The organism is Streptomyces pseudogriseolus (assembly GCA_002154585.1).
In the GTDB taxonomy this organism is placed as follows: Bacteria; Actinomycetota; Actinomycetes; order Streptomycetales; family Streptomycetaceae; genus Streptomyces; species Streptomyces pseudogriseolus.
The window spans coordinates 14,380-38,295 of sequence record MUNG01000020.1 but is presented as its reverse complement, the minus strand read 5'-3'; the positions used below and the strand labels follow the sequence as shown (position 1 = coordinate 38,295).

Sequence of the window (23,916 nt, the reverse complement as noted above, 5' to 3'; positions counted from 1 at the left end):
TCAGTGGGAGCCGCGGCGGTGGTGGGTGGCGTCGGCGAGGGTGGCGAAGATCTGGACCATGGCCGACTGGTTGAGGGTCGCGGCCGGCGCGGCGGGGTCGTAGTCACCGCCGTTGGACGGCTGGAAGCGGAACAGGCCGGTGGCGGGGTCCCGGTTCGACGCGTAGGTGCTGTCGGCGTACGCGCTCATGGCCCGCAGATAGGCGGGGTCGGGGCGTACGGCGTCCAGGTCGAGCAGGTCCTTGAAGTAGAAGGCGTTGAACACGGCCGGCTGGTCGTGCAGACGGCTCCCCTCGGTCCAGTGGGCGAGGGAGCCCTTGGCGTCCTCGACCGCCTTCCTCAGGTACGCGGCGTCGCCGGTGCCGCGGTAGAGGGCGGTGGCCGTGCCGATCATGGCGCCCGAGTTGTAGGTCCACAGGGTCTCGTTGACGCTGCCGTCGTCGCCGCGGTCGTTGACGTACAGACCGGGCGCCTTGCGCATGCACGAGTACACCCAGCCGTACCACTGCTCGGCCTTGTGAAGATACGCGCGGTCGCGGGTGTGCTCGTAGAGCCTGGCGGCGAGCTGCGCCGACAGGGCGGTCACGTTGGTGGCCCGGATGGTGTTGTTCGGGGAGTCGTACCAGTCCATGCCGCCGGGACAGGACTTGGCGTCGTCGCCGTCCCAGGCGCGGGAGACCACGGGGACGACCCGCTCGGCGCGCTCCAGGAAGCGTCTGTCGCCGGTGGCCTCGTACTGGTCGAGCTGGGAGAGGGCCACCACCGCGTTGTCGTCGTAGTAGATGTCGCCGCCCGTGCCCAGCGGGGCCGGCAGATACGACTCGTACCCCGGGCGAGGGCCGGCGGTGAGGTAGAGCTCGGCCGTGTCGAACCGCTCCGCCGCGTCGTCGCGGTAGGAGGACCCGGTGCGCGGCAGGTGCTGCATGTCGACGGCCGCCTGCGCGGCCTCGCGGAACGGCCAGAGGTAGGAGTGCGCGGGGTCGTTGGCCTGCCTGGGGGTGTGCTCCAGGTACAGCCCGTGCTGGGCGGGGCCTTCGTAGAGGTGGTGCTGGAGGGCGTCGTAGGCGCGGGTGGCGCGGTCGGCCCATACGGCGGAGGACACCGGGCGGGCCCGTTCGGGACGTGAGGTCTGTGCGGAACTGCCGGCGTGTGCGGGCGTGGCGGTCCAGAGCAGACCCGCGCAGACGACGGAGATCGCGGCACGGGTGAACAGCGGGCGCGGCATGGGTGGTTCCCTTCGCGACAGAGGGGAGGGAGGGACGGGGAGGTGCGGGTTGTACGGGCTCAGCCGTGGATCTTGAGGCTGCTGACGAAGAAGCGCTGGGCGCAGAAGAACAGCACCACGGTCGGCAGCGAGACCAGGAGGGCGCCGCCGAGGACGACGGGCGGCCCGACGTTGGAGTAGTTGCCCTGGAGGTCGGCGAGCGCGGCCATCACCGGGCGGATGTTGCGGCTCGTGACCATGGTGATGCCGAACATGAGGTCGTTCCAGACGGCCACGAACTGGAACACGAACACGGCGATCATCGCGGACCGGGTGAGCGGCACGTGGATCTGCCAGAACACCCGCCACCACGAGGCGCCGTCCATACGGGCGGCCTCCACGACCTCCCGCGGCAGCGTGAGGGCGTAGTTGCGCATGACGAAGAACGCGAACGGGACCGCGATCGCCGTGTAGAGCAGGACGAGTCCGATCTGGGTGTCGTACAGCGAGGTGCGCGCGTAGGACAGGAACAGCGGCCGGATGAAGACCTGGAGGGGCAGCAGGGTCCCGGCGTAGATCACCCAGAACCACAGGGCCCGCCGCTTGACGGGCATGATCACCGTGGCGAACGCGGCGAAGCCGGCGACGACCGCGGCGGCCAGGGCGCTGACGACGGCGTACAGCAGGCTGTTGCCCAGCGCCGGGCCCAGGTTGGCCTTGTCCCAGGCCTGGGACATGTTGTCGAACAGCCCGAACTCCTGCGGCAGCCAGTGGGGGCTGCCGGAGTAACTCTCCGCTGGGACCAGCGCGTTGACGACGAGCAGCCAGGTGGGGATCAGCCACACCACGGCGAGCAGGGCGATGATGGTGTTGCGCACAGCGCGACCGAGGGACATCGTCATACGCCTTTCACGTCGAGTTGGCGGCGCAGGTAGACCCAGGAGGCCGCCAGCACGATCACGGTGAGGACGACCGCGATCGCCGCTCCCGCGCCGGGCCGCAGTTCCAGGAAGGTCTCGTTGTACATGGACACCGCGAGTGTCTCGGTGGCCCGGCCGGGGCCGCCCTGGGTGAGCACCCAGATCAGGTCGAAGGACTTGAGGCCGTTCACCAGGCTCATCCCGATCACGATGATCGACACCGGGCGGAGCTGCGGCAGGACGACGTGACGGAACCGCTGCCAGCCGGTCGCGCCGTCCAGGGAGGCGGCCTCGATCGTCTCCGGCGGGATGGACTGCAGCCCGACCAGGAAGAGGATCACGGCGACGCCGGTGGCCTGCCAGGCGTTGGCGAGGATCATCACGATCGTGTTGCCGGGCCAGGTCAGCAGCCAGCCCTGGGCCAGCGAGCCGAGCCCGAACGTGTCCAGGACCTGGTTGACGGCCCCGTCCGTGGTGAGCATGAAGTTCCACACCACCGCCACGGCGGATCCGGACAGCGCGTACGGCAGGACGACGCACAGCCTGGCCAGGCGGGAGAAGCGGCTCGCGTCGGTCATACAGGCGATGGCGAGCCCGAGGACGAAGGGGAGCACGACCGTGCCCACCACCCACATCAGGGTGTTCTGGACGGAGCGCGAGAGGGCGGGGTCGGAGGCGAACAGCGTGTAGTTGTCGAACCAGCTGAACGGCGTGGTCCGTGAGTCGCCGAAGAAGCTGCGGTGGACGGTCCACACGAACGGGGCCAGCAGGAACAGCGTGACGAGGAGGACGGCGGGGGCCATGAACCCGCCGGCCGTCAGCCGTTCACGCGTCGCACGGGCCGTGTGCGCGAGGGACGGGCGCCGCGCCGCGGGCCCGGGAGCCGCCGGCTCGCCGAGCGGGGCCGACGGTCGTCGGTCGGTCGTAGGCATGCTCATGCTTCGTCTCGCTTCCAGGCCGCCCATTCGCTGTCCGCGCGCTCCTGCATCCGCCGCAGCGTGGTGGCCGGTGAGGTCTGCCCGGCCATGAACCCGCCGAGGTCGCTGGAGTTGCCCTGGATGAGGCTCGGCGGACTGGCCTCCCAGTACCGGACGAGCGGCAGGCGCCTGTTGCGGGCGATGTCCCGCTGGAGCCCGGCCACCACCGGGTTGCCGGCGCGCACCCGCGGATTGGCGGAGCTGTCCTGGAGGAAGTCGCTCCACACCCGCTGCACGGACGGGTCGAGCCAGGCCCCGACGTTCGCCATCGCCGCCTGATGCGACGAGGCGCGGCTGGGCACCACGAAGACACCGGACTCGGCGATCACGCTCTTGGGGGTGGAGGGCCGCACCGTGGGGAGGATGCAGGCGCCGTAGTCGACGCCCGGTTCCATGCCCGCCGCCGACATGCCGGCGGCCTGCCAGGTGCCGTGCAGGAACATGCCCACCGTGCCCTCCTTCAGGGCGCCGGGACCGCGCGCCTGGTCGAAGTCGGGCGCGGTCATCCAGCCCTTGCGGTTGAAGTCCTGCCAGATGTCCATGGCCTGGCGGGCGGGATCGTCGGTGTAGGAGGCCTTTCCCGCCACCAACTGCTGGTAGAAGAGCGGGTCCACCTTGCTGACCAGCTCCTGGAACCACTCGATCGCGGGCCAGCCGCCGACCTGGCTGGCGAGGAACGGCGTGATCTTGTTGCGCTTGAGGACCTCGGCGCAGTGCAGCAGTTCGTCCCAGGTCCGCGGCTCGGACAGCCCGAGCCTCTTGAACACCGGCTTGCTGTAGAACAGCACGTAGTACGACTCGTACAGGGGTATCCCGAACGCCTTGCCGCGGTAGGAGACGGCCCCGCGCGACGCACCGCGCACCCACCCCTTGTCCGCGTACCGCTGCCAGACGCGGCTCAGGTCGGTGAGCCCGCCGGCCCGCGCCAGACGCTTGAGCTGATAGCCCGACGCCCACTTGACGAGGTCGGAGGCCTTCGAGGTCTCCAGCGTCATCTGCACGACCTGCTGGTACGAGGTGACGGACGGATTCGACAGCGGCCTGAGCGAGTAGCCGGTGATCTTCTCCAGCTCCAGGCCGGCCTTGCGGTAGCCGTCGTCCCAGGTCGCGTTGTCGTTGGAAAGACTCGTGGTGCCCGGCTGTGCGGACGTGCTCGCACCCCGGGCGCAGCCGGCCGCCGTCACGGCGGCCGCGCCGGCGGCCACGGTGGCGAGGAAGCGGCGCCGAGCAAGCGGCACGCCCGCACTGCTGGTCCTGCCCGATGCTGACATTGATCACCTTCACGGAATCGGGCCACCTGCATGGCCGGATGTGAACCGCCAGGCGCACATGACGCCGGAGAACCCCTGGTGCCGCCAGTGCGTGTGTCGTGGAGGTTAACGACACCATTCCGGCCAGAGCAATAGTCGAGGGCGAAGAGAATCGTTGTTCGGCGAAGTCGCGCACATATACCCTGGTCAGCTTGATGTGCACGCTTGGTTTTCATTCGGGACAGGCATGGACACCGTCAGCCGAGCGAAGTTATCGTTAACGAGCACACCATGGAGCCGAGTGAGGAGCAGCTGTGCCCGTGTCCCGTACGTACGACCCCCTCCCCAGCTACCGGCCGGCCGCCGGGGAGGTGGCCGCCGGCTGGTCGGCTCCGGTCGCGGGGCTGCCGCTCGGCCCGCTCGTCCTGGCCGTCGACGGACCCGCCGCCCTCGACTGGGCCGCGCTCGCCGAAGGCCTGGCGGCGGCCGTGCGCGCGGCCGGCCGGGACGTGGACCTGCTCGACGTCCGCGACCACTACGCGACCGGGGCCGGCGAGCGGCTGACCGCCGAGCCCGTCCCCGCCGACGACCCGTTCTTCACCCCGCTGTCCCAGGCGCGGGTCGCGGACCTGTTCGACGCCGTGCCGCGGCCCGGGCGCCCCGCGCGAGACGCGGTACGGGTGGTGTACGGGCCGGGTGCCTCACTGTGCGAGCCGGACGTGCTCTGGTACGCGGATCTGCCGAAGCGGTACGCCGAGGCGGCGGTGTCGAAGGGCGAGCTGCCGGTCGGCGTCAACCTGGGCCGCCCCGCGCGGCCCGGTGATCTCGTGCGCCTGTTCTACACCGACTGGCCGGTCCTCGACCGGCACCGCGACGCGATCGCGGGACGCGTCGACCGGTGGATCGACACGCAGCACCCCGCCCGCCCCGCCTCCCTGGACGGCGCCGCCCTGCGCGCCACCCTCGCCCACCTGGCACGCGGCCCGGTCCGCACCCGCCCGTACTTCAACTCCACCCCGTGGGGCGGCCAGTGGGCGGCGAGCGAACTCGGCTTCACCCCGCAGGGCGGCAACACCGCGCTCGGTTACGAGCTGATCGCCCCCGAGGCGGGAGTCCTCGTCGGCGAGAAGAACGGGGCGCAGGTCGAGATCCCCTTCCAGCTCCTGTGCGTCGGACATCCCGTGGAGATGCTCGGTGACGACGTGCACCGCAGGTTCGGCACCTCCTTCCCCATCCGCTTCGACTACCTCGACACGATGGGCGGCGGCAACCTGTCCCTGCACCTCCACCCGCGGGAGCGGTACATGCGGGAGGTGTTCGGCTGGCCGTACACCCAGCACGAGACGTACTACGTCACCGCCGCCGAGGAGGGCTCCCGGGTGCTGCTCGGCCTCACCGAGCACGCGGATCCCGCCACCATGCGGCGCCAGGTGGAGGAGGCCATCGCCGACGGCACCCCGATGCCCGTCGAGGACCACGTCCAGTCCCACCCGGCGACGGTCGGGCAGCTGTTCATGATCCCGGCCGGCACACCGCACGCCTCCGGCGCGGGCAACCTGGTCCTCGAGGTGAGCGCCACCCCGTACCTGTACTCCCTGCGCTTCTACGACTGGCTGCGCAAGGACGCCGCCGGTGCGTCCCGGCCCCTTCCGTACGAGCACGGCTTCGCCAACCTGGACACGGCCCGGCGCGGGGAGGACGTCACCAAGGAACTCGTGCAGCAGCCGCGCACGCTCCGGTCCGGCGACGGCTGGCGCGAGGAGGTCGTCGGCGCGCTGCCCGAGATGTTCTACGCGGTGCACCGCCTCGTCGTGGCGGAGGGCGCGGCCGCTCCCGACGACACCGCGGGCCGCTTCCACATCCTCAACGCCGCCGCGGGCGAGGGAGCCGTCATCGAGACCGGTGACGGGCGCACCCACGAACTCGCCTTCGCGGAGACCCTCACGATCCCCGCCGCCGTCGGCCCCTACCGGGTGCGCGCGCTCGGCGGCGACGAGGTGCGGATCGTCAAGGCGCTGGTGGTCGAACCGTGACCGCGGCCCGCGCGGGAGGCGCCCCGGTCCCGGTCCCGGTCCTCGACGTCGGCGGCACCCATGTCACCGCCGCGCTCGTGGACCCCGGCACGAGCCGCCCCGTCCCCTCGACGGTGCTCCGCAGGCCGCTGCGCGCGCACGGCGGGGCCGACGAGATCCTCGACGCCATCGCCTCGGCGGCGTCCGAACTGCCGGCCGGCCACGGCACGCGGTGGGGCGTGGCGATGCCCGGCCCGTTCGACTACCCCACCGGCGTCGGCCGCTTCGCCGGGGTGGGCAAGTTCGAGTCTCTGGCGGGCGTCGACGTGGGAGCGGGCCTGCGCGAGCGGCTGACCGGCCGGGCCGAGCGGCTGTGCTTCCTCAACGACGCCGACGCGTTCGCCATCGGCGAGTACCGCGCCGGCGCCGCCCGGGGACACGAGCGGGTCGTCTGCCTGACGCTGGGCACGGGGGTGGGGTCGTCGTTCCTGTCCGCGGGCCGCCCCGTCCACACCGGCCCGTCGGTACCGCCCAGCGGACACGTGCACCGGCTGACGGTGCACGGCCGGCCGCTGGAGGACACCGTGTCACGCCGCGGCATCCGCGCCCTGTACGGCAGGCTCACGGCAAATGACGAAGACGACCCCGATGAGCAACACGGCCCCGACGTGCACGAGATAGCCCTCCGTGCCGTGCAGGGCGAGGCCGCGGCGGCGGAGGCCTTCCGCTACGCTTTCGACGCACTCGGCCGGGCTCTGGCTCCCTGGATCGGCCTCTTCGAGGCCACCGCGGTGGTCGTCGGAGGTTCCATGGCCCAGTCATGGCACCTGATCCACCCCGCGCTCACCGCCGGGCTGGCCACGGGCGAACGGCCGGACGTACCCGTCCTGCCGGCTCTCCGGCCCGCGGAGGCCCCTCTGATCGGGGCCGCCCACTGGGCGCGGAGGGGGCAGGGCGCCCCATGAGGACGACCGCGCCGGTACAGGCAGGCAGAGGAAGGAGCACGGGCATGACCGCTCGCCGGGCCGGTGGGCCGACCATGCACGACGTCGGCAGGCTCGCGCAGGTCAGCGCCATGACCGTGTCCCGTGTCCTCAAGAACGCCCCCGGCGTGTCGGAAGCGACCCGGGAGAAGGTCTTCGCGGCGGTCGAGGAACTGGGCTACCGCCGCAATCAGACCGCCCGCAGCCTCCGCCTCGGGGGCAGCGGGATGATCGGCCTCGTCGTCACCAACCTCGCCAACCCCTTCTACTCGCGCCTCGCGCTCGGCGTCCAGGAAGTCGCGACGGAGTACGGCTTCCGCATGCTCCTCAGCAACTCCGCCGAGCAGGCCGACCGGGAGCCCGGACTGATCGACGGGCTCATAGACCACCAGGTCGAAGGTCTGATCGTCGTTCCGGCGGGCAGCAGGCAACAGCACCTGGCGGCCGCCATGCGGCACGTCCCGGTCGTCCTCGCCGCACGGCCGCCCGCCGGGCTCGACACCGACTGTGTGCTGGTCGAGGACTTCCACGGCGCGCGCGAAGCCACCGCCTGCCTCCTGGCCGACGGTCACTCCCGCATCGCCTTCCTCGGCAACCCGCCGGCGCTCTACACCGGCGCCGAACGGCTGCGCGGCTTCTGGGCGGCGCACGAGGAAGTCGGCATCGAGCCGGACCACGCCCTCATCCGCCAGGGTCTGACCGACTCCGCGGCGGCGGAGCGGGCCACCCTTGAACTCCTCGGACAGGCCGACCGCCCCACGGCGCTGTTCTGCACCAACAACCGCATCAGCCAGGGCGCGATCCGGGCCCTGTACAAGTCGGGCGCGTCCCTGCCCGTCGCGGGCTTCGACGACTTCGACCTGTCCGACGTCCTCGGCCTGCCCCTGACCCTCGTCTCCTACGACGCCGACGAGATCGGCCGCCAGGCCGCACGCCTGCTGATCGACCGCCTCGAACACGACGACGAGGCACCGCCCGCCTCCCGGCGCGTCACGGTCCCCACCCGCGTCGTCCGGTACGGCGCGCCCTCCACGGACGACGCGGACCGCTCGCCCCGCGTCTGACGTCCCGCGTCGGTCCCCGACGGCCGAGGCCCGAGAGCGCGCCGGGGCACGCCGATGCCTCGGCCTCACCCGGCGAAGGTGGTCCACGACCGGCCGAGCCGACCCGAAAGGCTTCCCATGCACTTCCCGACCAGCGTCAAGGACCACCCGACCGTCCGGCGTGCGGTCCGTCGGCTGGACGACCTCGCCGACCTCCTCGACCCGCGCGCCGGCGAGACGCTGGTGCGCTGCCTGGACGACACCCTGGCCCGCACCATCCGGCCGATGCCCGACGGCACCGCCTTCGTCGTGACCGGTGACATCCCCGCCATGTGGCTCCGTGACTCCTCCACGCAGATGATGCCGTTCCTGGCGCTCTGTCAGGAGGACGAGCCTCTCCAGGACCTGCTGCTGGCCGTGTTGCGGCGCCAGTTCCAGCAGATCGCACGGAATCCCTACGCGAACGCCTTCAACGCGGAGCCGTCGGGGCGGGCCCATGACCCCCGGGACCTGTGCGAGGACCCCTGGGTGTGGGAGGAGAAGTACGAGGTCGACTCCCTCGCCTTTCCCCTCCTGCTGGCGCACCGCTTCTGGCTGGCGAGCGGACGCACCGACCACGTCGCCCAGGCGCTCGACGCGGCCCGTACGGCCGTCGCGGTCTGGCGCACTGAGCAGGACCACGAACGGCTCTCCGCCTACCGCTTCCGCCGTGAGGACGGTCCGCCGAGCGACACCCTGCCGAACGACGGACGCGGAACTCCGGTCGCCCGAACCGGGATGACGTGGAGCGGCTTCCGGCCCAGCGACGACGCGTGCGTCCACGGGTACAACGTCCCCGCGAACCTGTGCGCCGCGGCCGCCCTCGACGGCGCCGCCGAACTGGCCCACCACGCCCACGACACGGACCTCGCGGAAAGCGCCGCCCTGCTGGCGGCGGAACTGCGGGCGGCCACGGCGGAACACGGCACCGTGGAGCACCCCGAGTTCGGCCTGATCTACGCGTACGAGGTGGACGGCAGAGGCAACGCGCTCCTGATGGACGACGCCAACATGCCGGGACTGCTCTCGCTCCCCCTGGTCGCGAACATCCCCGCCACGGACCCGGTGTACCTCGCCACACGGGCCTTCGCCCTCTCCCCCGCCAACCCCACGTGGCACCGGGGGACGGCGGCCGAAGGCATCGGCAGCCCGCACACGCCCGACGAGCACATCTGGCCCATCGCCATCGCCGTGCAGGGCCTGACCAGCGGCGACCGTACGGAACGACTCGCGGCTCTGCGGACACTGCTCGCGACGGACGCGGGAACGGGCCAGATGCACGAGTCGTTCCACAAGGACGACCCCCGCCGGTACACCCGCCCCTGGTTCTCCTGGGCGAACGCGATGTACGCCGAACTCGCCCTGGACATGGCCGACCTGGGCACCCGCGCCTTGTGGACCCGCCCGTCACATGTCACACGGCCTGTGCGGGGAGGTACGTCGTAGAGGGGCCCGCCCTCTGGCGGGGACCGTCGCGTCCGCGCGGGTTCCGGTCGGTGCCGGCGGTCAGCCCGCCGGACAGCTTGTTCGCCGACTCGCAAAGCGGAACTGACTTCTTCGCTCACCCCAGCGCCACGTGAAGACGGACGACCAGACCGGACGGCGGCGTCCTGATCTCCACCAGGTCGCAGAGTTGGTGCATCATCCATACTCCCCGGCCACCGCCGGGGGACAGCGGATCGGGCCGGCGGCGGCCGACGAGCGGGTCGGTGATGCGGCCCCGGTCCGTCACCTCGGCGACAGCCGTGTCAGGCGTGCGCCACAGACGCAGGGTGCCGCTTCCTCCTCCGTGGCGGACCGAGTTGCCGGTTGCCTCGTTGACCGCCAGCAGCCAGTCGGTGTGGCGCTCGGCGGACAGGCCCACCGAGCGGCCCCAGTCCCGCACGGTGTCGCGTATGCCGCCGAGGTTGCGCTGCCCGAAGTTCAGCACGACCGGAGCCTGCGGTTCGGGCAGGGGGGCGTCGCAGTCCCGGCAGACCGTGAGCGGGTCCGCGTAGTGCGGACTGTGCCGGTACCCGTCGAGGTCGCCGACGACCGGGTGCGTGCGGTGGGCCTCCTGGAGTACGTCCTCGGGCAGGGAGATGTCGTACGGGCAGAGGATGGTGGCGCTCCGGCCGGCGAAGGCGAGGTTGATCAGCGCCTCGTGACGGGTGGCTTCCCGTGCCTCCGCGGCCGTGCGGCCCACCCAGATGGGCTCTCCCACGATGGCCGCGGAGCGGTCCGCGTGCCGGTCGGCGAACTCCTGGAGCATCGAGAGGATGCGGCCGGGGTTACGTCCGCTGGCCCGCATGTCGACCCAGGTGACGCTCCGGTGTGCGTCACCGACCACGTCCCGGAGCACGGGCAGCCGCTCGTCGGGAACAGCGACGAGCACCGGCTGGTCCCGGCTCGCTTCCCCACGGATGAACCCGCCCACGCCCTTCGCGTACTCCTCCTCTGTCGCGTAGAAGAGGGCCGGATGGCGGAAGCAGGCGTCTTCCGGGGCGGGCGCGGAAGGCTGCCGCGTATGGGTGGTCACAGTTCGGCCACCTCCAGGCCGGCTCGCAGCTCCGGGAAGAGCTGCAGCATGCGGTGGACGGCGGCCGGCGCCCCGAGCAGGCGCACGGGGGCGTCGGCCGGGCGGCGACGGGCCGCGCTCACGATGTCGGCCAGGGCCGCGATGTCCAGATGGTCGAGAGCGGACAGGTCCAGGGTGAGAGACTCCGCCGGCGACGCGGCAAGCGCGGCGGCCGCAGAGGCCACGACCTGACGGCACTCGTAGCCGGCCGAGCCGGCGAGCCGGAATCCGGGCCGAGCCGTCAGCGGAGCAGCCGAGAGCACCGGTGTCTCACCCGGGTCGGCGGCGGCCGCTCTGGACAGGTGGGCTTCCCGCAGGACGCCCAGCGTTGTGCGCGGCAGCAGGCGCCGGTCGTAGAAGCACCACGCTCGCGGGGGAGCCTGCTCGAAGACCTCGTGGTGGATGCGCAGCTCGTACTCGAGCAGGCGCTCGGCGCCGACGATGCCGCGGCCGCCCCACGACATCTCGCCGATCGCCCGCAGGCCGTTGAAGCCCTGTGCGGCAGCCGCGTCCACGGACTCGTGCCACACTCCCATCATCGCGTCCGGGTCGAACCTGGCACCGGCCAGATACGTCTCGTCGGCGGTCGTCACCACGAGCTGGCCGCGCCGCACCGCTGACGCGGCGTCCACGCCGCGCTCCGTGAGGGTGCGTGTCACCCGGCCGGGATCGGTGGAGTCCGCGAAGTACTGGACCTGCTCGTCCCTCGCGAACCCCGCGCGGACGAAGGCCAGGAGGTGGCAGGCCCACTCGTCGTCACTGGAATACTCGACCGCGACGTGGCGATCCGCCGCGGTGCCGCCTTCCAGCGACGAGTTCTTCTCGTGCACGCGTCCCCCTTTCCCGTCCTGCGGTCGAGCACGACGCCTCAAGAGTAGGCCCTGTCCCGTCCGGCCCAGTGCCGGCGACGGCGACGCCGGCACCCCGTCTCACGAACGGGATGCAGCGGGCCGGACCCGGGCCCCCGAAGCCCGGCGGCGGAGGGCGCACCGTACGCCGGAAGCGTGTAGGCATCATCGTGCAGGGTGGGCGGGCGCAGGAAGCGCCACCACTGCCGCCGGCGTCGTCCCCGCGGCTCAGGACACGGCCGAGTCCGCCGCCTCCTCCTCCGTACGCGCCCCAGCCGTTGCCGGCGTGCCTCCGTCGCGCTCCAGGTGGGCACGCACGAACCATGGGAACTTCTCCAGGTCACGCAGCTGCCCGATGAGCAGGTCCTCGGCTGGAAGGACTACTCCATCGGCCGGGCCGACGCCATCGCCCGTCTCGGTGCCCTGGACCTGGTGTACACAGGGGTGATCGAGGACCTGCGCGCCGCCGTCACGGGCGAGGTCGTGTCCGAGCTCCCGCCGTCGCCGCTGCGCGGCGGGCCTGACGCAAGCGGATGCTCCCGGAAGCGCCGATCCCGATCGTCCTGCCGAGCGGAACCCACACCCGCACGCACATGGCCGTGGGACCCAGGACACCGACCGGCACATCGCTCAGGGAAACCTGTGCCGAGGGCCCGGCTGCCCGACGGCATTGGCGTTCGGGCGTGTGGTCGACTTAGGCTGCGCCGGTTCGTGCCGTTCACGGCGGCAGCCCATCAACGGAGAGGAAAGCCGATGGTGCAGCACGCATCGGCCACCGACCCGGCTCCCGGGCGCCGCCCGGAGCTGGTTCCCGACCCGGACGCGGAGGCGGCCCGTATCGCGGCGGTGCGCCGCTACGACATCCTCGACACCCCGCCCGACGGGGCGTTCGACCGGGTGGCGGCGATGGCCGCCCGGCTCTTCGACGTGCCGGTGGCGACGGTGACGATCGTGGACACCGACCGCATCTGGTTCAAGGCCGCCCACGGCCTGGAGGGTGTCGCGGAGATCGGTCGTGATCCGGGCCTGTGCGGCTCGGCGATCCTGCGCGATGAGACGATGGTCATACCCGACACTCTTCAGGATCCCGTCGCGGCGGACAATCCGCTGGTCGCCGGAGAAATGGGGGTGCGTTTCTACGCCGCCGCGCCGATCACCACCCCCGACGGGCACCGGCTGGGCACGGTCAACGTCCTCGACACCCGGCCGCGCTCGATCACCGAGGAGGACACCGCCACCCTGGCCGATCTCGCCGCGATCGTGCTGGACGAGATGGAGCTGCGGCTGTCGGCGCTGCGCGCCCTGCGCGACGAGCAGGCCCGCCGAAAGGCGGAGAAGCGGCACGCGGAGGCGGAACGGGCGCGGGCCGAAGCGGAACGGGCGGCGCGGGAGAAGGCGGAGGAGGACAAGGCCGCCATCGCCGCGTTCGCCTCCACCCTCCAGCGCACTCTGCTGCCCCCGGCCCTGCCCGTGGTGCCGGGCCTGGAGTTGGCCTGCCACTACCGCACCGCGTCCGCCCATGACGTGGGCGGCGACTTCTACGACGTCTTCCCGCTCGACGGCGGCCGGTGGGCGTTCTTCCTCGGGGACGTGTGCGGCAAGGGCCCGGAGGCGGCGACCGTCACCGCCCTGGCCCGCCACACTCTGCGCGCCGCGGCCCAGATCGACGCCGATCCGGTCACCGTGCTGAGCGCGCTCAACACCATGCTGCTCACCGACGTCACCGCCGGACGCCGCTTCTGCACCGTCCTCTTCGGCCTTCTCGAGCCCCGGGAGGACGGCGGCTTCACCGTCACCGTCGCCACCGGCGGCCACCCGCCCGCCTACCACCTTCGCCCCGACGACAGCGACGCCGTCTGGGTGCGGGCCGTACGCCCCGAGGGCGGGATGCTCGTCGGCGCCTTCCCCGAGGCGTGCTTCGCCCAGACCACCTTCTCCCTGACGGCAGGGGAAAGCCTGTTCCTCTACACGGACGGACTGATCGAAGCCCGCACCGCCGAGGGCGCCATGCTCGGTGACCACGGTCTGACCGGCTTCCTCCACCAGCGCACCGGCCCCGTCACCGCCCCCTCCCTGGTCGAGGACAGCATCACCCTGCTGGCCTCGCTGCCCGACGGAGCCGGCGACGACGTGGCTCTGCTGGCCCTGTCCGTCCCCCACCCCGACACCACACCCGACGGTGGCATCGCCGCCACCGTCCACACCGCCGCCGCGCCCGAACACTTCGGCCAGGAGTGATGACCGACGTGCCCGACACTCTGCACCTGACTGTCCAGCACCCCCGTCCAGGCCTCGCGATCGCCACAGTCGCCGGGGACATGGACACACGCACCGCGGACAGCCTGCGCCGCAAAGCCTCGGAGATCATCGAGGAAGGGTGTCCGCACCTGATTCTGGACCTGGCGCAGGTCCGCTTCTGCGACTCCGCCGGTCTGAGCGCGCTCATCGGCCTCTGGCACGCCGCGCAGGCGGCGGGCGGCGCACTCGGACTCGCGGACGTCCCGGACCGCCTGATGCGGATGCTCGTCCTGACCGGTGTGGACGCGGTCCTGCCGGTCCACGCCACCGCCGCGGAAGCGCTCACCACCATGACGAACGGCCCGTCCACCAGCACAGCCGACCGGAGTGGAGCCCAGAGCCCGTGACGCCGCGCACACCCCATCTTCGGGCGTGAGCTGATCACGTCGCCGGCTCGAAGACGAGCCCCAGCACGCGCGTGGGCGATGTCGGCCAATGCGGCGACGTAGTGGTGACCGGGGGAGGACACAGGCGCAGGTGGCCTCGTCATGGCTACCCGCGCCCGAGCCGCCCGAGGCGGACGCCCCGATCCCGGACGGCCGGAGTGTGGCGCCGCGGGGAGAGGAGGGTGACGTTCGGCCCACGCAGGACGGTCCGGAACCACAGGGCGGTGCCGCGGTGCTCGGGCTCCGGCTGACCGAGGTCGCTGTGTGCCGCGCGTGGCACTGGCCTTCACGGCCCAGTGGCCGGACCGTCCGACGAGCGAAGTGGTCAGTTCTCGGGTTTCCCATTCGAGCGCCGAGGGGCGGCGGCCCGGGTGGGGCGAGCGCCGGCCTCGAACTGCTGGGCGTACAGGGCGTTCGTCACGAGCTCGCGCGCGTATGCGGCGTCCAGGGGGACAGGACGGAAGAGGATGCGGTACATGATCGGCGCCACGACACGGTCGATCAGCAGTTCCGTCTCGGGCACCGGCTCCCCCCGCTGCACGGCACGGGCCAACACGGCGTCGATCTGCTCTGCGGCATACGCCGAACACTGACCGGCATTGGTTCCGTCGGGGTCGCCGAGCAGGGCGTCCCGGATGTAGGCGCGCCCGGACGGCGAAGCCATCTCGTCGAGGAACTGTTCCGCCCACGCGTCGAGATCGGCCCGCAGGCTCCCGAGATCGGCGGGATCCGTTTCCGGGCGCAGTCGTTCGACGGCCACGTCGGACAGGAGTTCCTGCAGGTCGCCCCAACGACGGTAGATCGTGGAAGGGGTCACGCCCGCCCGAGTGGCCACCATCGGGACCGTGAGCGCGTCGCGGCCCACCTCCTCCACGAGCTCACGCACCGCCGCATGGACGGACTCCTGTACGCGTGCGCTGCGTCCGCCGGGGCGGACCATGGGCCTGGGACTCATGCGATCCACCTTAATGCGATTTTGTCGCTTCTGGACGGTGGCCGGCGTCGGCGGCCCGCGGGGCTGCGCATCCGCGCGCCCGAGCACGGCGGACGCCCCCGCGGCGAGGCGACCGCATGCCGGCCGGAACGTCCGCCTGCCCTCAGGCGGCGAGGGGAGCGAGCCGCCCCGCGCCGGCCACCGACTCCTCGTAGGCCCGGCCCACACGGAGCACCGTCGCGTCGTGGAAGGGGCGCGCCATCAGCTGCATACCGATCGGCAGCCCGGCGCGGTCGTGGCCGACCGGCAGGGTGAGGGCCGGGACGCCGGTGATGTTGGCCGGGGCACAGAGGCGGACGTAGCTGTCCGACACGGACTCGGTCGTGCCATCGGCCCACTCGACGGCTTCCTGCCCCGCCTCGGCGGCGGTCATCGGCACCGTCGGCGCGGCGAGGACGTCGATCTCCTCGAACATGCGAGCCCAGGCGTCTCGCATCATGGTGCGGGCCCGCTGGGCGCGGAGGTAGTCGCCCGCAGAGGTGAGTGCGCCGGCCTCCAGCAGGATGCGAACGTCCGCGGTGTACAGGTCGGGGGCGACCCGCAGCGACCGCTCGTGGTAGGCGGTGGCCTCGGGAACCATCAGCCCCCACTGGACGGCCTGGAGGTAACGCGCCATCGGGATCTCCGCGTCGACAAGCTCCGCCCCCAGCTCCGCCAGCCGATCGATCGCGCCGCGTACGGACTCCTCGACCTCGGGGGTGACCCGGTCGAAGTAGTGGTTCCGCGGTACGCCGACCTTCAGTCCTCGCAGGTCGCCTCCCGGGAAGCGGTCCGGCACCGGACCGGACACGCTCGCCGGGTCGCGCGGGTCGTGGCCGGCGGTCGCCGACAGCACCAGCGCGGCGTCCTGGACGGTGCGGGTGAGAGGGCCCACGTGGTCCAGGGACCAGGACAGCGAGGTCACGCCTGTGCGTGGGACCAGGCCGTAGGTCGGTTTGAGGCCCACCACGCCGTTCAGGGCCGCGGGGACCCGGATGGAACCGCCCGTGTCCGTGCCCATGGCGAACGTCGCCCCGCCGGCGGCGACAGCCACCGCCGAGCCGCCGCTCGATCCGCCCGCGACCCGGGTGTGGTCCCAGACGTTGTTCGTCTGCGGAGTGGTCAGGCCGTAGGCGAACTCGTGCGTGTGCGTCTTGCCCAGGAGGACGGCCCCGGCGGCGCCGAGCCGTTCGGCCACCCGGCTGTCGCGTTCCGCCACGTGCCCTGCCCGGACGTGTGAGCTCGCCGTGGTGGGCATCCCCTCCACGTCGATCAGATCCTTGAGCGCCATGGGGATCCCGTGCAGCGGCCCGCGCGGTCCGCTTCCGGAGATCTCCCGTTCGGCGCGGACCGCTGCGGCGAGGGCCGCGTCGGCGGCGACGGTGACGTAGGCGCCCAGCCGTCCTTCGACGGCGGCAATACGGGCGAGCACCGATTCGGTGAGTTCGACGGGGGACAGTTCCCGTGCGCGCACCGCACGGGAGGCTTCGGTCAGCGACAGCTCAAACGGTTGCATCGGCGTTCCCCTGTCCGGCTCGGTAGGAGGACGCGGGAGGGGTCTCGCCGAGATCGAGCTCGCGCAACGTGCTGATGACGGAGTGGATGTGGTTGGCCGTCATGGCCACTCCTTCATGTCGGCCGTCCCCGAGGGGGAGCCCCGCCCGCAGCGCCCCTCGGGCTGCCTCTTGGGGGGTGAGTTCGCTGGTCATGGCTTCCTTTCGGATCTGTGCGGCGCGACGGGCCGGGGCCGGTACAGGACCTCCGACCACCGTAAAAGCGAATTGTTTGCTTTAGTCGATCGTAGGACCTACGGTGACTTAAAGCAAACCAATCGCTTTTAGCACAGGAAGGACCCTCATGCAGAGCGTCCCCGCGGGCCTCGCGCCTCCCCGCACCTCCCCATCCGGACGCCTGCCGTTCGCGTTGCACACCTCGATCCTGATGGCGCTGCTCGCCGCATCCGGCGCACCGACCCCGCTGTACCCCCACTACCAGGCTCAGTGGCGGTTGTCGTCCCTCGACATCACCGTGGTCTTCAGCGCCTACGCTCTGGCGCTCCTGATCGCACTGCTGACGACCGGAACCCTTTCCGACCATGTCGGACGCCGCCCGGTGCTCCTGGGCGCGCTCGCGGTCCAGGCCGCCTCCATGGCGCTGTTCGCGACGGCCGGCGGCCTGACCACCCTGATCGGCGCCCGCGTGCTGCAGGGCATCGCGACCGGCGCGGCGACCAGCGCGGCCGGTGCGGCTCTCCTCGACCTGGAAGACCCCGCCCGGCCGGGTCGCCCCGCTCTGGCCAACAGCATCGCGCCGGTGACGGGCATGGCGGCCGGCGTCCTTGCAGCCACTCTCATGGTGCGCTTCGCCCCCGTTCCGACGATCACGGTGTACGCGGTCCTGATCGCCGTGTTCGCCGCGCAGGCCATCGCCCTCGTCTCCACGACCGAGACCGTCCGCCGCCGTCCCGGAGCACTGCGCTCGACGCGGCCCCACCTGGCGCTGCCGCCGGCGGCCGCCCACGCTCTCCTGCTCAACGGCGCCGGCGTCGTCGCCGTCTGGGCCCTCGGCGGCTTCTACTCGTCCCTGGGACCGGGCTTCACACGGCTCGTCTCCCCCGGCGCACCCGCATACGTCGGCGGCATGGTCTTCTTCACGCTGACGGCCGTCGCCGCCCCGACGGTGTACCTCACCCGCAGGATGCGTGCCGACGTCTGCGCTCTTCTCGGGAGCTGCGCGGTGATTCCGGCGGCCGTCCTGTCCCTGGGCGCCCTCCACCTCGCCGGCCCCGTACTCCTCTTCGCCGGGGCGGCGCTGGCCGGGTTCGGCTTCGGAGCCGTCTCCCAGGGTGCACTGCGCGCGGTCGTCGACTCGGTCCCGGCCCGGGAGAAGGGCGGCACGCTCGCCTCTTATCACGTACTCAGCTACCTGGCGATGAGTCTCCCCGCCATCGCCGCCGGCGCCCTCGCAGCCGGCTTCGGGCTGCGTGCGGCAGCACTGGCCCATGCCGGCTGCGCGGCCGTACTGGCGACCGTCGCCGTCGCGACGCTGACCGCGACGCTGCGCAGCCGACGCCGGACACCGTCCCCGGACGCCCACTCCCGCCCGGCGACGAGCAACTGCACATCCGCCTCACCCGACACACCCGCTCCGGACATCTCCGTCCTCGCGACCCATGACAGGTAAGGAAACGCCGTGTTCACCTCATCGCACACGTCCGCGTCCACTACTCCCCCCGCCTCTTCCTGGACGGTGGGCAACCACATCGTGCGACGCATCGACGAAGTGGTCCTGCCCGCCCGGACCGGTCCGTGGCTGCTTCCCGGGGCAACCCCCGGCCTCGTGAGCCGGACTCCCTGGCTGAGCCCCGCATTCGCCGACGAACAAGGCGTCCTGCGCCTGGCGAGTCACAGCTTCGCCGTCGAGGTGGACGGCATGCGGGTGCTGGTGGACACCGGCATCGGAAACGGGAAGCGGCGCGCCAACCCCGCCTGGCACAACCTGAACAGCGACTACGAAGCACGGCTACGGGCGGCGGGCTTCGCGCCGGAGAGCGTCGACGTCGTGGTCCTGACCCACCTCCATGCCGACCACGTGGGGTGGAACACGCGGGCCGAGGGCGAGGCCTGGGTGCCCACCTTCCCGAACGCGCGCTATCTCACCTCACGCACCGAGTGGGACTACTGGGCGGGGGTCGACATGGAGGAGGCGCGCCGGCAGATGTTCCGGGACTCGGTCCATCCCGTCCGGGAAGCAGGTCTGTTCGACCTCGTCGATGTCGCGGACGAGGGCACGGACGTCGCGCCGGGCATCCGTCTGCTGCCCACCCCCGGCCACACACCGGGGCAGGTGGCGGTGCAACTGAGCAGTTGTGGCGAGACCGCGTTGGTCACCGGCGACAGCATCCACCACCCGGTCCAGATGGCGCATCCGGAGCTCTGCAGCTGTGTGGACGTCGCTCCCGAACTCGCGGCCAGGACCAGGAACCAGGTGCTCGGCTCACTGGCCGGTACGTCGACCCTTCTGCTCGGGAGCCACTTCCCGCCGCCGACCGCCGGACACGTGCTGCGCGAGGACGGCGGGTACCGACTGGTCCCGGCTCTCTCAGGGGTCACGCCCATCGGCGGCTGAAGCGGACCGGAGCACCCGGGACGTCCCGCGCTCCGAGACCGTGCCGAGTCCGAACGTCGCGCGGTCGATCGTGGTCCTCGGCGGGTGCCTCGCACACCGCGTCCGGAGCCGCCCGCTTCTGATCCAGGCCCGTGTAGGTCGCGCAGGCATGCGCTGCCCGGGGAAAGCTGACGCATGTGCCCGGGGCGGGTCCCGCCCCGGGCTGTGACTCAGGCGTCGATGATGACGGGGATGATGAGGGGCTTGCGGCGGTGGGTGCGGAACGCCCAGTTCGCCACGGCACGGGCGATGAGCTGTTCGAGCTGACGCGCGTCCCCGACGCCTTCCTCGGCCGCGGTGGCCAGGGTCTTCTCGATGACGGGGACGACCGGCTCGAAGGTGGTGTCGTCGTGGACGAAGCCCCGGGCCAGGAAGTCGGGGGCCTCGGCGAGGGCGCCGGTGTCCGCGTCGACGATCGCCACCACCGTCACGACGCCTTCCTCCGCGAGGGTGAGGCGGTCCTTGAGTGACGCTTCGGTTGCTCCGCCGACCTCCATGCCGTCCACGTAGACGTTGCCGGCCGGGACCTTGCCGGTGATGGACGCGCGCCCGTCGACCAGGTCGACGACGACACCGTCCTCGGCGAGGACGACCCGCTCGGGATCGACGCCGGTACGGATGGCGAGGTCGCCGTTGGCCCGCAGGTGGCGCCATTCGCCGTGCACGGGCATGACGTTGCGGGGTTTGACAATGTTGTAGCAGTAGACGAGTTCGCCGGCGCTGGCGTGCCCGGAGACGTGCACCTTGGCGTTGCCCTTGTGGACCACGTGGGCGCCCCACCGGGTGAGTCCGTTGATCACCCGGTAGATGGCGTTCTCGTTGCCGGGGATGAGGGAGCTGGCGAGCAGGACGGTGTCGCCCTGGCCGATGCGGATCATGTGGTCGCGGTTGGCCATCCGTGACAGCGCGGCCATCGGTTCGCCCTGGGAGCCGGTGCACACCAGAGTGACCTTGTGGTCCGGGAGCCTCTCCAGCTCCTTCGTGCTCACCACCAGGCCGGAGGGGACCTTCAGATAGCCCAGGTCACGGGCGATGCCCATGTTGCGGACCATCGACCGGCCGACGAAGGCGACCTTACGGCCGTACTGGTGGGCGGCGTCCAGGACCTGCTGGATGCGGTGCACGTGGCTGGCGAAGCTGGAGACGATGACACGGCGCGGCGCGGTGCGCATCACCTGCTCGATCGCCGGGTTCAGCTCACGCTCGGAGGTGGTGAAGCCGGGTACCTCGGCGTTGGTGGAGTCGGTGAGGAACAGGTCCACGCCCTCCTCGCCGAGGCGCGCGAAGGCACGCAGATCGGTGATCCGATCGTCGAGGGGGAACTGGTCCATCTTGAAGTCGCCGGTGTGCAGCACCATCCCGGCCCGGGTGCGGATCGCGACCGCGAGGCTGTCGGGGATGGAGTGGTTGACCGCCACGAACTCGCAGTCGAAGGGCCCGAAGCCACGCCGCTCACCCTCCCGCACCCGCACCGCGCGCGGCCGGATGCCGTGTTCCTTGAGCTTGGCCTCGAGGAACGCCAGCGTCAGCTTCGAGCCGACGACCGGAATGTCGCGGCGCTCGCGCAGTAGGTACGGCACGCCGCCGATGTGGTCCTCGTGGCCGTGGGTGAGGACCACGGCCACGATGTCGTCCAGCCGGTCCCGGATCGAGGTGAAGTCCGGCAGGATCACGTCCACTCCGGGCTGGGTCTCCTCGGGGAACAGCACACCGCAGTCGACGACGAGCAGCTTGCCCGCGTGCTCGAAGACGGTCATGTTGCGACCGATCTCCCCCAGACCACCCAGGGCGATGACCCGAAGCCCTCCCTCGGGAAGGGGCGGGGCGGCTTTCAGCTCGGGGTGCGGATGACTCATACCCCTGACGGTACCCGGAGACGGGACAGGATGATCCACTGCCTGTGCGATCCCTTGCTTCGGAGCGAAGCTCGGGGAGCACAGGCGATCCTCGGACGCAGGCCGGCGGAGACGCAGGCTGAAAAACCCGGCCCTTTCGAGAACCGGCCGACTCCCAGGGCTCCCGCAGGCCCGGTCGGTGGCGGATCGCCGGCCCTTGCACTCCCGACGCTTCGCCCCGCGGCGGAGCACTCGCACACGGGAGCGGACGACCCACCCGGTGACCCTCGAGGCGGCCGTCCGCGGTCCTTGGCACGCAGTAGCCGCGCATACGGACCCGCTGCCCCGTGGTGCGGCGCCGGGCGAGCCGCGGACACCCCCGACTCGGGCCGGTGGTGCCGCCGGCCGATTCCAAGCGACACCGCACGCAGTGAGGGCCCTGCCGGCACACGCCGGCAGGGCCCTCGGTTCTGCGTTCGGTTGCCGCCCGTCCCGTCGGTCAGCCGGACAGGGGAGTGCTGCCGAGCAGTGCGGAAGCCCGCTGCAACGGGCTGTCCACGCACGCAGGTGCGGCCTCGGGAAGGGCGCGACAGGTGAAGCCGAGCCGGGACATGGCCCGCAGGACCTCACCGGCGCTGAAATCGCGGCGGTCCTGGCGGGTGACGACCTCGCCGACCTGCTTGGCGGGGTAGTGGCGTCGTCCGATGATGACGGACTCGCCGGTGACCGGTTCGGGCTCGATGCCCTTCATCGATTCCAGTACGCCGCTCTTTGTCAGGTCGAACGGGAAGCGGGCGATGACACAGCGCATGATGCCTCACGGGGAGAGGGGGAAACGGGGCCGAACGCCGTGAAGCGGTTCAGCGGGACAGGGCGAGGACGAGGACGCCCAGAACGTTGCCCTGGTCGTCGACCACAGGCAGGGCCCGAGCCGGCGGCGCCGTATCGCACGCTCGGCCTCGGCCCCTCGTGGTCAGTGGCGAGGGAAGGGCCCGATGACGTCGACGGTGTCACGCAGCCGGATCCGGTCCGTGTATCCCGAGCCGTCACGAGCGGCAGTGAGCCCGGCCCGCGTGACCAGGCCGGTGCAGAGGCCGTCGTCGTCGCAGACGATCAGATGATCCGTACGGGCAGCAGCCATCAAGGACAGCGCCACCTCCACGGTCATGTCCTCCCAGACCCGCGGGCCGGCCGCGTCCATGGCATCGGCCGCCGTACCGTTCACGCGGTGGGCAATTTTCGGGCGGGACTGCGTCTGGGCCAGCGTCAAAGGGTGCCTCCTGCGGGGATGGGCCGGCTTTCTGATCACGAAGGTGCTGTGCCGTCGTACTGACGGTCGACTGCCGCACGGATGCGCGGCGGGCCGCCGAAGCGGGGCGGCGCCGGCCGCGTGAGGTCGCGCCGCGCTTCTCGGGGTGTTCGGCCGCCGGTGCGGTGATGACGACCGGGATGCCGGAGGGGGTCTGGGCGCCGGTGACGCGGTGCAGGGCCGACAGCAATTCCCGCAGCGATGAACAGCATGGAGAATTGCAGGAACGGGCCGGTGGAACGGCTACGGGGAATTCCGGCTGACGAAAAATCCGTGCGGGCGCAGGCGTGGGCGTCGAAATGAGGGACGCACAGTGGACGCAGTGTTCGGGCGTCATCGCGATGAAGTCATGACGGGCTGCGTGCACCCCTGAAGAATGCTCCGCATGCGGTGAGTCCGCGGGTTTCCTGGTCGTCGTCCACAGGAGACCTCTGCGGGATACGCAAGCAGCTGGGACCCGCACCCCAAAGGATGCGGGTCCCAGCTACGAGGTGCGCGTCAGCGTCAGGCGGGAACGATGTTCTCGGCCGTCGGGCCCTTCTGACCCTGCGCGATGTCGAAGGTCACCTTCTGGCCCTCGAGCAGCTCACGGAAGCCCTGGGCGGCGATGTTCGAGTAGTGGGCGAACACGTCGGCGCCGCCGCCGTCCTGCTCGATGAAGCCGAAACCCTTTTCCGCATTGAACCACTTCACGGTACCAGTAGCCATGTCTTTTCTCCTTCGGGGCAGTGCCTCGGGGCCCGCACTGCGCGGACACCGTGTCGCCGCGATGATCACCCCGCCCGGAAAAAGACCGGATATACAAAAGCGCTTCCAGTGGCACAGGGGCCGAGCCGGAGGCACTTGAAGTTTTCGGGAACCACAACTGCAACTGAGATCGACAGTAGCACGCCACAGCGGCCCGTGTGCGAGGAAGATTCCGAGTTCACTTATTGCGGCAGAAAATCTGTCTGCATGTTCCGTCGAAATCTCAGCCCGCCGGCACAGATATTGATCCAGCCGGAGGGCACGTTCCGGGGAGTACGGGGCACGCCGGACGGCAGGCCGGATCACGTTCTCAGCGCTGCCCACCGGTCTTCGGACCTGGCCGGAGCGCCGAGCGAGCCTCACGACGGC

General features: G+C 71.3%; 21 protein-coding genes and 2 pseudogenes. 9 read left to right on the top strand and 14 right to left on the bottom strand.

The window, feature by feature from the left end:
- Genes CCN29_RS02825 through CCN29_RS02810 form a run of 4 tightly spaced genes read right to left on the bottom strand, consistent with a single transcriptional unit; the run spans position 1 to position 4,371 of the window.
- Positions 1–1,224, bottom strand: a complete 1,224-nt coding sequence (locus CCN29_RS02825) for a glycoside hydrolase family 76 protein (RefSeq protein ID WP_086679909.1) — start codon at positions 1,222–1,224, stop codon at positions 1–3.
- Positions 1,225–1,283: 59 nt separating this feature from the next.
- Positions 1,284–2,105, bottom strand: a complete 822-nt coding sequence (locus CCN29_RS02820) for a carbohydrate ABC transporter permease (RefSeq protein WP_006136351.1) — start codon at positions 2,103–2,105, stop codon at positions 1,284–1,286.
- Complete coding sequence (locus tag CCN29_RS02815) at positions 2,102–3,061, bottom strand: carbohydrate ABC transporter permease (protein ID WP_031022397.1); 960 nt, start codon at positions 3,059–3,061, stop codon at positions 2,102–2,104. Before CCN29_RS02815 ends, CCN29_RS02820 begins: the two co-directional genes overlap by 4 nt.
- Entirely contained in the window at positions 3,058–4,371 is a 1,314-nt protein-coding gene (locus CCN29_RS02810; protein WP_086679907.1) for an ABC transporter substrate-binding protein, read from the bottom strand. Before CCN29_RS02810 ends, CCN29_RS02815 begins: the two co-directional genes overlap by 4 nt.
- A 293-nt stretch (positions 4,372–4,664) precedes the next feature.
- Here CCN29_RS02810 and CCN29_RS02805 point away from each other — a divergent pair, with 293 nt between their 5' ends.
- The 4 genes from CCN29_RS02805 to CCN29_RS02790 all read left to right on the top strand — a co-directional run bounded on the left by CCN29_RS02805 (position 4,665) and on the right by CCN29_RS02790 (position 9,873).
- A complete protein-coding gene (locus CCN29_RS02805) occupies positions 4,665–6,383 on the top strand; it encodes a class I mannose-6-phosphate isomerase (RefSeq protein ID WP_006136354.1) in 1,719 nt (572 codons plus the stop codon).
- Positions 6,380–7,327: an ROK family protein gene (locus CCN29_RS02800; RefSeq protein WP_006136355.1), complete on the top strand. Its 948-nt coding sequence runs from the start codon at positions 6,380–6,382 to the stop codon at positions 7,325–7,327. The genes CCN29_RS02805 and CCN29_RS02800 overlap by 4 nt, the downstream gene beginning before the upstream one ends.
- Before the next feature lie 44 nt (positions 7,328–7,371).
- Positions 7,372–8,409 carry a LacI family DNA-binding transcriptional regulator gene (locus tag CCN29_RS02795; protein WP_031063714.1) on the top strand — a complete coding sequence of 346 codons (1,038 nt, stop codon included), beginning with the start codon at positions 7,372–7,374 and terminating at the stop codon, positions 8,407–8,409.
- A gap of 117 nt (positions 8,410–8,526) precedes the next feature.
- On the top strand, positions 8,527–9,873 hold the full coding sequence (locus CCN29_RS02790) for a glycoside hydrolase family 125 protein (RefSeq protein ID WP_086679903.1): 1,347 nt from the start codon (positions 8,527–8,529) through the stop codon (positions 9,871–9,873).
- Positions 9,874–9,988: 115 nt separating this feature from the next.
- On the opposite strand, the gene CCN29_RS02785 is transcribed toward CCN29_RS02790, so the two are convergent.
- Together CCN29_RS02785 and CCN29_RS02780 are read right to left on the bottom strand one after the other, a co-directional pair.
- Positions 9,989–10,945: an anti-sigma factor RsbA family regulatory protein gene (locus CCN29_RS02785; RefSeq protein WP_086679901.1), complete on the bottom strand. Its 957-nt coding sequence runs from the start codon at positions 10,943–10,945 to the stop codon at positions 9,989–9,991.
- Positions 10,942–11,814 (bottom strand): MEDS domain-containing protein, encoded by an 873-nt coding sequence (locus CCN29_RS02780; RefSeq protein WP_086679900.1) that lies wholly within the window; start codon positions 11,812–11,814, stop codon positions 10,942–10,944. Before CCN29_RS02780 ends, CCN29_RS02785 begins: the two co-directional genes overlap by 4 nt.
- 390 nt (positions 11,815–12,204) lie before the next feature.
- On the opposite strand from CCN29_RS02780, the pseudogene CCN29_RS35530 reads away from it, so the two are divergent.
- The 3 genes and pseudogenes from CCN29_RS35530 to CCN29_RS02765 all read left to right on the top strand — a co-directional run.
- A pseudogene (locus CCN29_RS35530) lies at positions 12,205–12,306 on the top strand (DNA starvation/stationary phase protection protein); the annotation flags it as partial.
- 279 nt (positions 12,307–12,585) lie between these two features.
- Positions 12,586–14,070, top strand: coding sequence for a PP2C family protein-serine/threonine phosphatase (locus CCN29_RS02770; RefSeq protein WP_006136360.1), 1,485 nt, complete (start codon positions 12,586–12,588; stop codon positions 14,068–14,070).
- Entirely contained in the window at positions 14,070–14,477 is a 408-nt protein-coding gene (locus CCN29_RS02765) for an STAS domain-containing protein (RefSeq protein WP_037817510.1), read from the top strand. Before CCN29_RS02770 ends, CCN29_RS02765 begins: the two co-directional genes overlap by 1 nt.
- A gap of 364 nt (positions 14,478–14,841) precedes the next feature.
- Here CCN29_RS02765 and CCN29_RS02760 read toward each other — a convergent pair whose 3' ends face one another.
- The 3 genes from CCN29_RS02760 to CCN29_RS02750 all read right to left on the bottom strand — a co-directional run bounded on the left by CCN29_RS02760 (position 14,842) and on the right by CCN29_RS02750 (position 17,198).
- Positions 14,842–15,456 (bottom strand): TetR/AcrR family transcriptional regulator, encoded by a 615-nt coding sequence (locus tag CCN29_RS02760; protein ID WP_228679236.1) that lies wholly within the window; start codon positions 15,454–15,456, stop codon positions 14,842–14,844.
- A 157-nt stretch (positions 15,457–15,613) separates the two neighbouring features.
- Entirely contained in the window at positions 15,614–17,005 is a 1,392-nt protein-coding gene (locus CCN29_RS02755; RefSeq protein ID WP_086679898.1) for an amidase, read from the bottom strand.
- Positions 16,992–17,198: a hypothetical protein gene (locus tag CCN29_RS02750; RefSeq protein ID WP_078592390.1), complete on the bottom strand. Its 207-nt coding sequence runs from the start codon at positions 17,196–17,198 to the stop codon at positions 16,992–16,994. The genes CCN29_RS02755 and CCN29_RS02750 overlap by 14 nt, the downstream gene beginning before the upstream one ends.
- 148 nt (positions 17,199–17,346) lie before the next feature.
- Between CCN29_RS02750 and CCN29_RS02745 the strand changes: the two genes are divergently transcribed.
- Entirely contained in the window at positions 17,347–18,672 is a 1,326-nt protein-coding gene (locus tag CCN29_RS02745) for an MFS transporter (RefSeq protein ID WP_086679896.1), read from the top strand.
- Between the two features lie 66 nt (positions 18,673–18,738).
- Entirely contained in the window at positions 18,739–19,617 is an 879-nt protein-coding gene (locus tag CCN29_RS02740) for an MBL fold metallo-hydrolase (RefSeq protein WP_086679893.1), read from the top strand.
- A gap of 209 nt (positions 19,618–19,826) precedes the next feature.
- On the opposite strand, the gene CCN29_RS02735 is transcribed toward CCN29_RS02740, so the two are convergent.
- From CCN29_RS02735 to CCN29_RS02715, 5 genes and pseudogenes are all read right to left on the bottom strand, one after another.
- On the bottom strand, positions 19,827–21,512 hold the full coding sequence (locus tag CCN29_RS02735; RefSeq protein ID WP_006136366.1) for a ribonuclease J: 1,686 nt from the start codon (positions 21,510–21,512) through the stop codon (positions 19,827–19,829).
- Between the two features lie 478 nt (positions 21,513–21,990).
- On the bottom strand, positions 21,991–22,302 hold the full coding sequence (locus CCN29_RS02730; RefSeq protein WP_031022423.1) for an SCO5918 family protein: 312 nt from the start codon (positions 22,300–22,302) through the stop codon (positions 21,991–21,993).
- A 162-nt stretch (positions 22,303–22,464) separates the two neighbouring features.
- Complete coding sequence (locus CCN29_RS02725) at positions 22,465–22,761, bottom strand: CBS domain-containing protein (protein ID WP_006136368.1); 297 nt, start codon at positions 22,759–22,761, stop codon at positions 22,465–22,467.
- A gap of 49 nt (positions 22,762–22,810) precedes the next feature.
- A pseudogene (locus tag CCN29_RS02720) lies at positions 22,811–22,987 on the bottom strand (DEAD/DEAH box helicase); the annotation flags it as partial.
- Positions 22,988–23,304: 317 nt separating this feature from the next.
- Positions 23,305–23,508: a cold-shock protein gene (locus CCN29_RS02715; RefSeq protein WP_006136369.1), complete on the bottom strand. Its 204-nt coding sequence runs from the start codon at positions 23,506–23,508 to the stop codon at positions 23,305–23,307.
- Between the last annotated feature and the right edge of the window lie 408 nt (positions 23,509–23,916).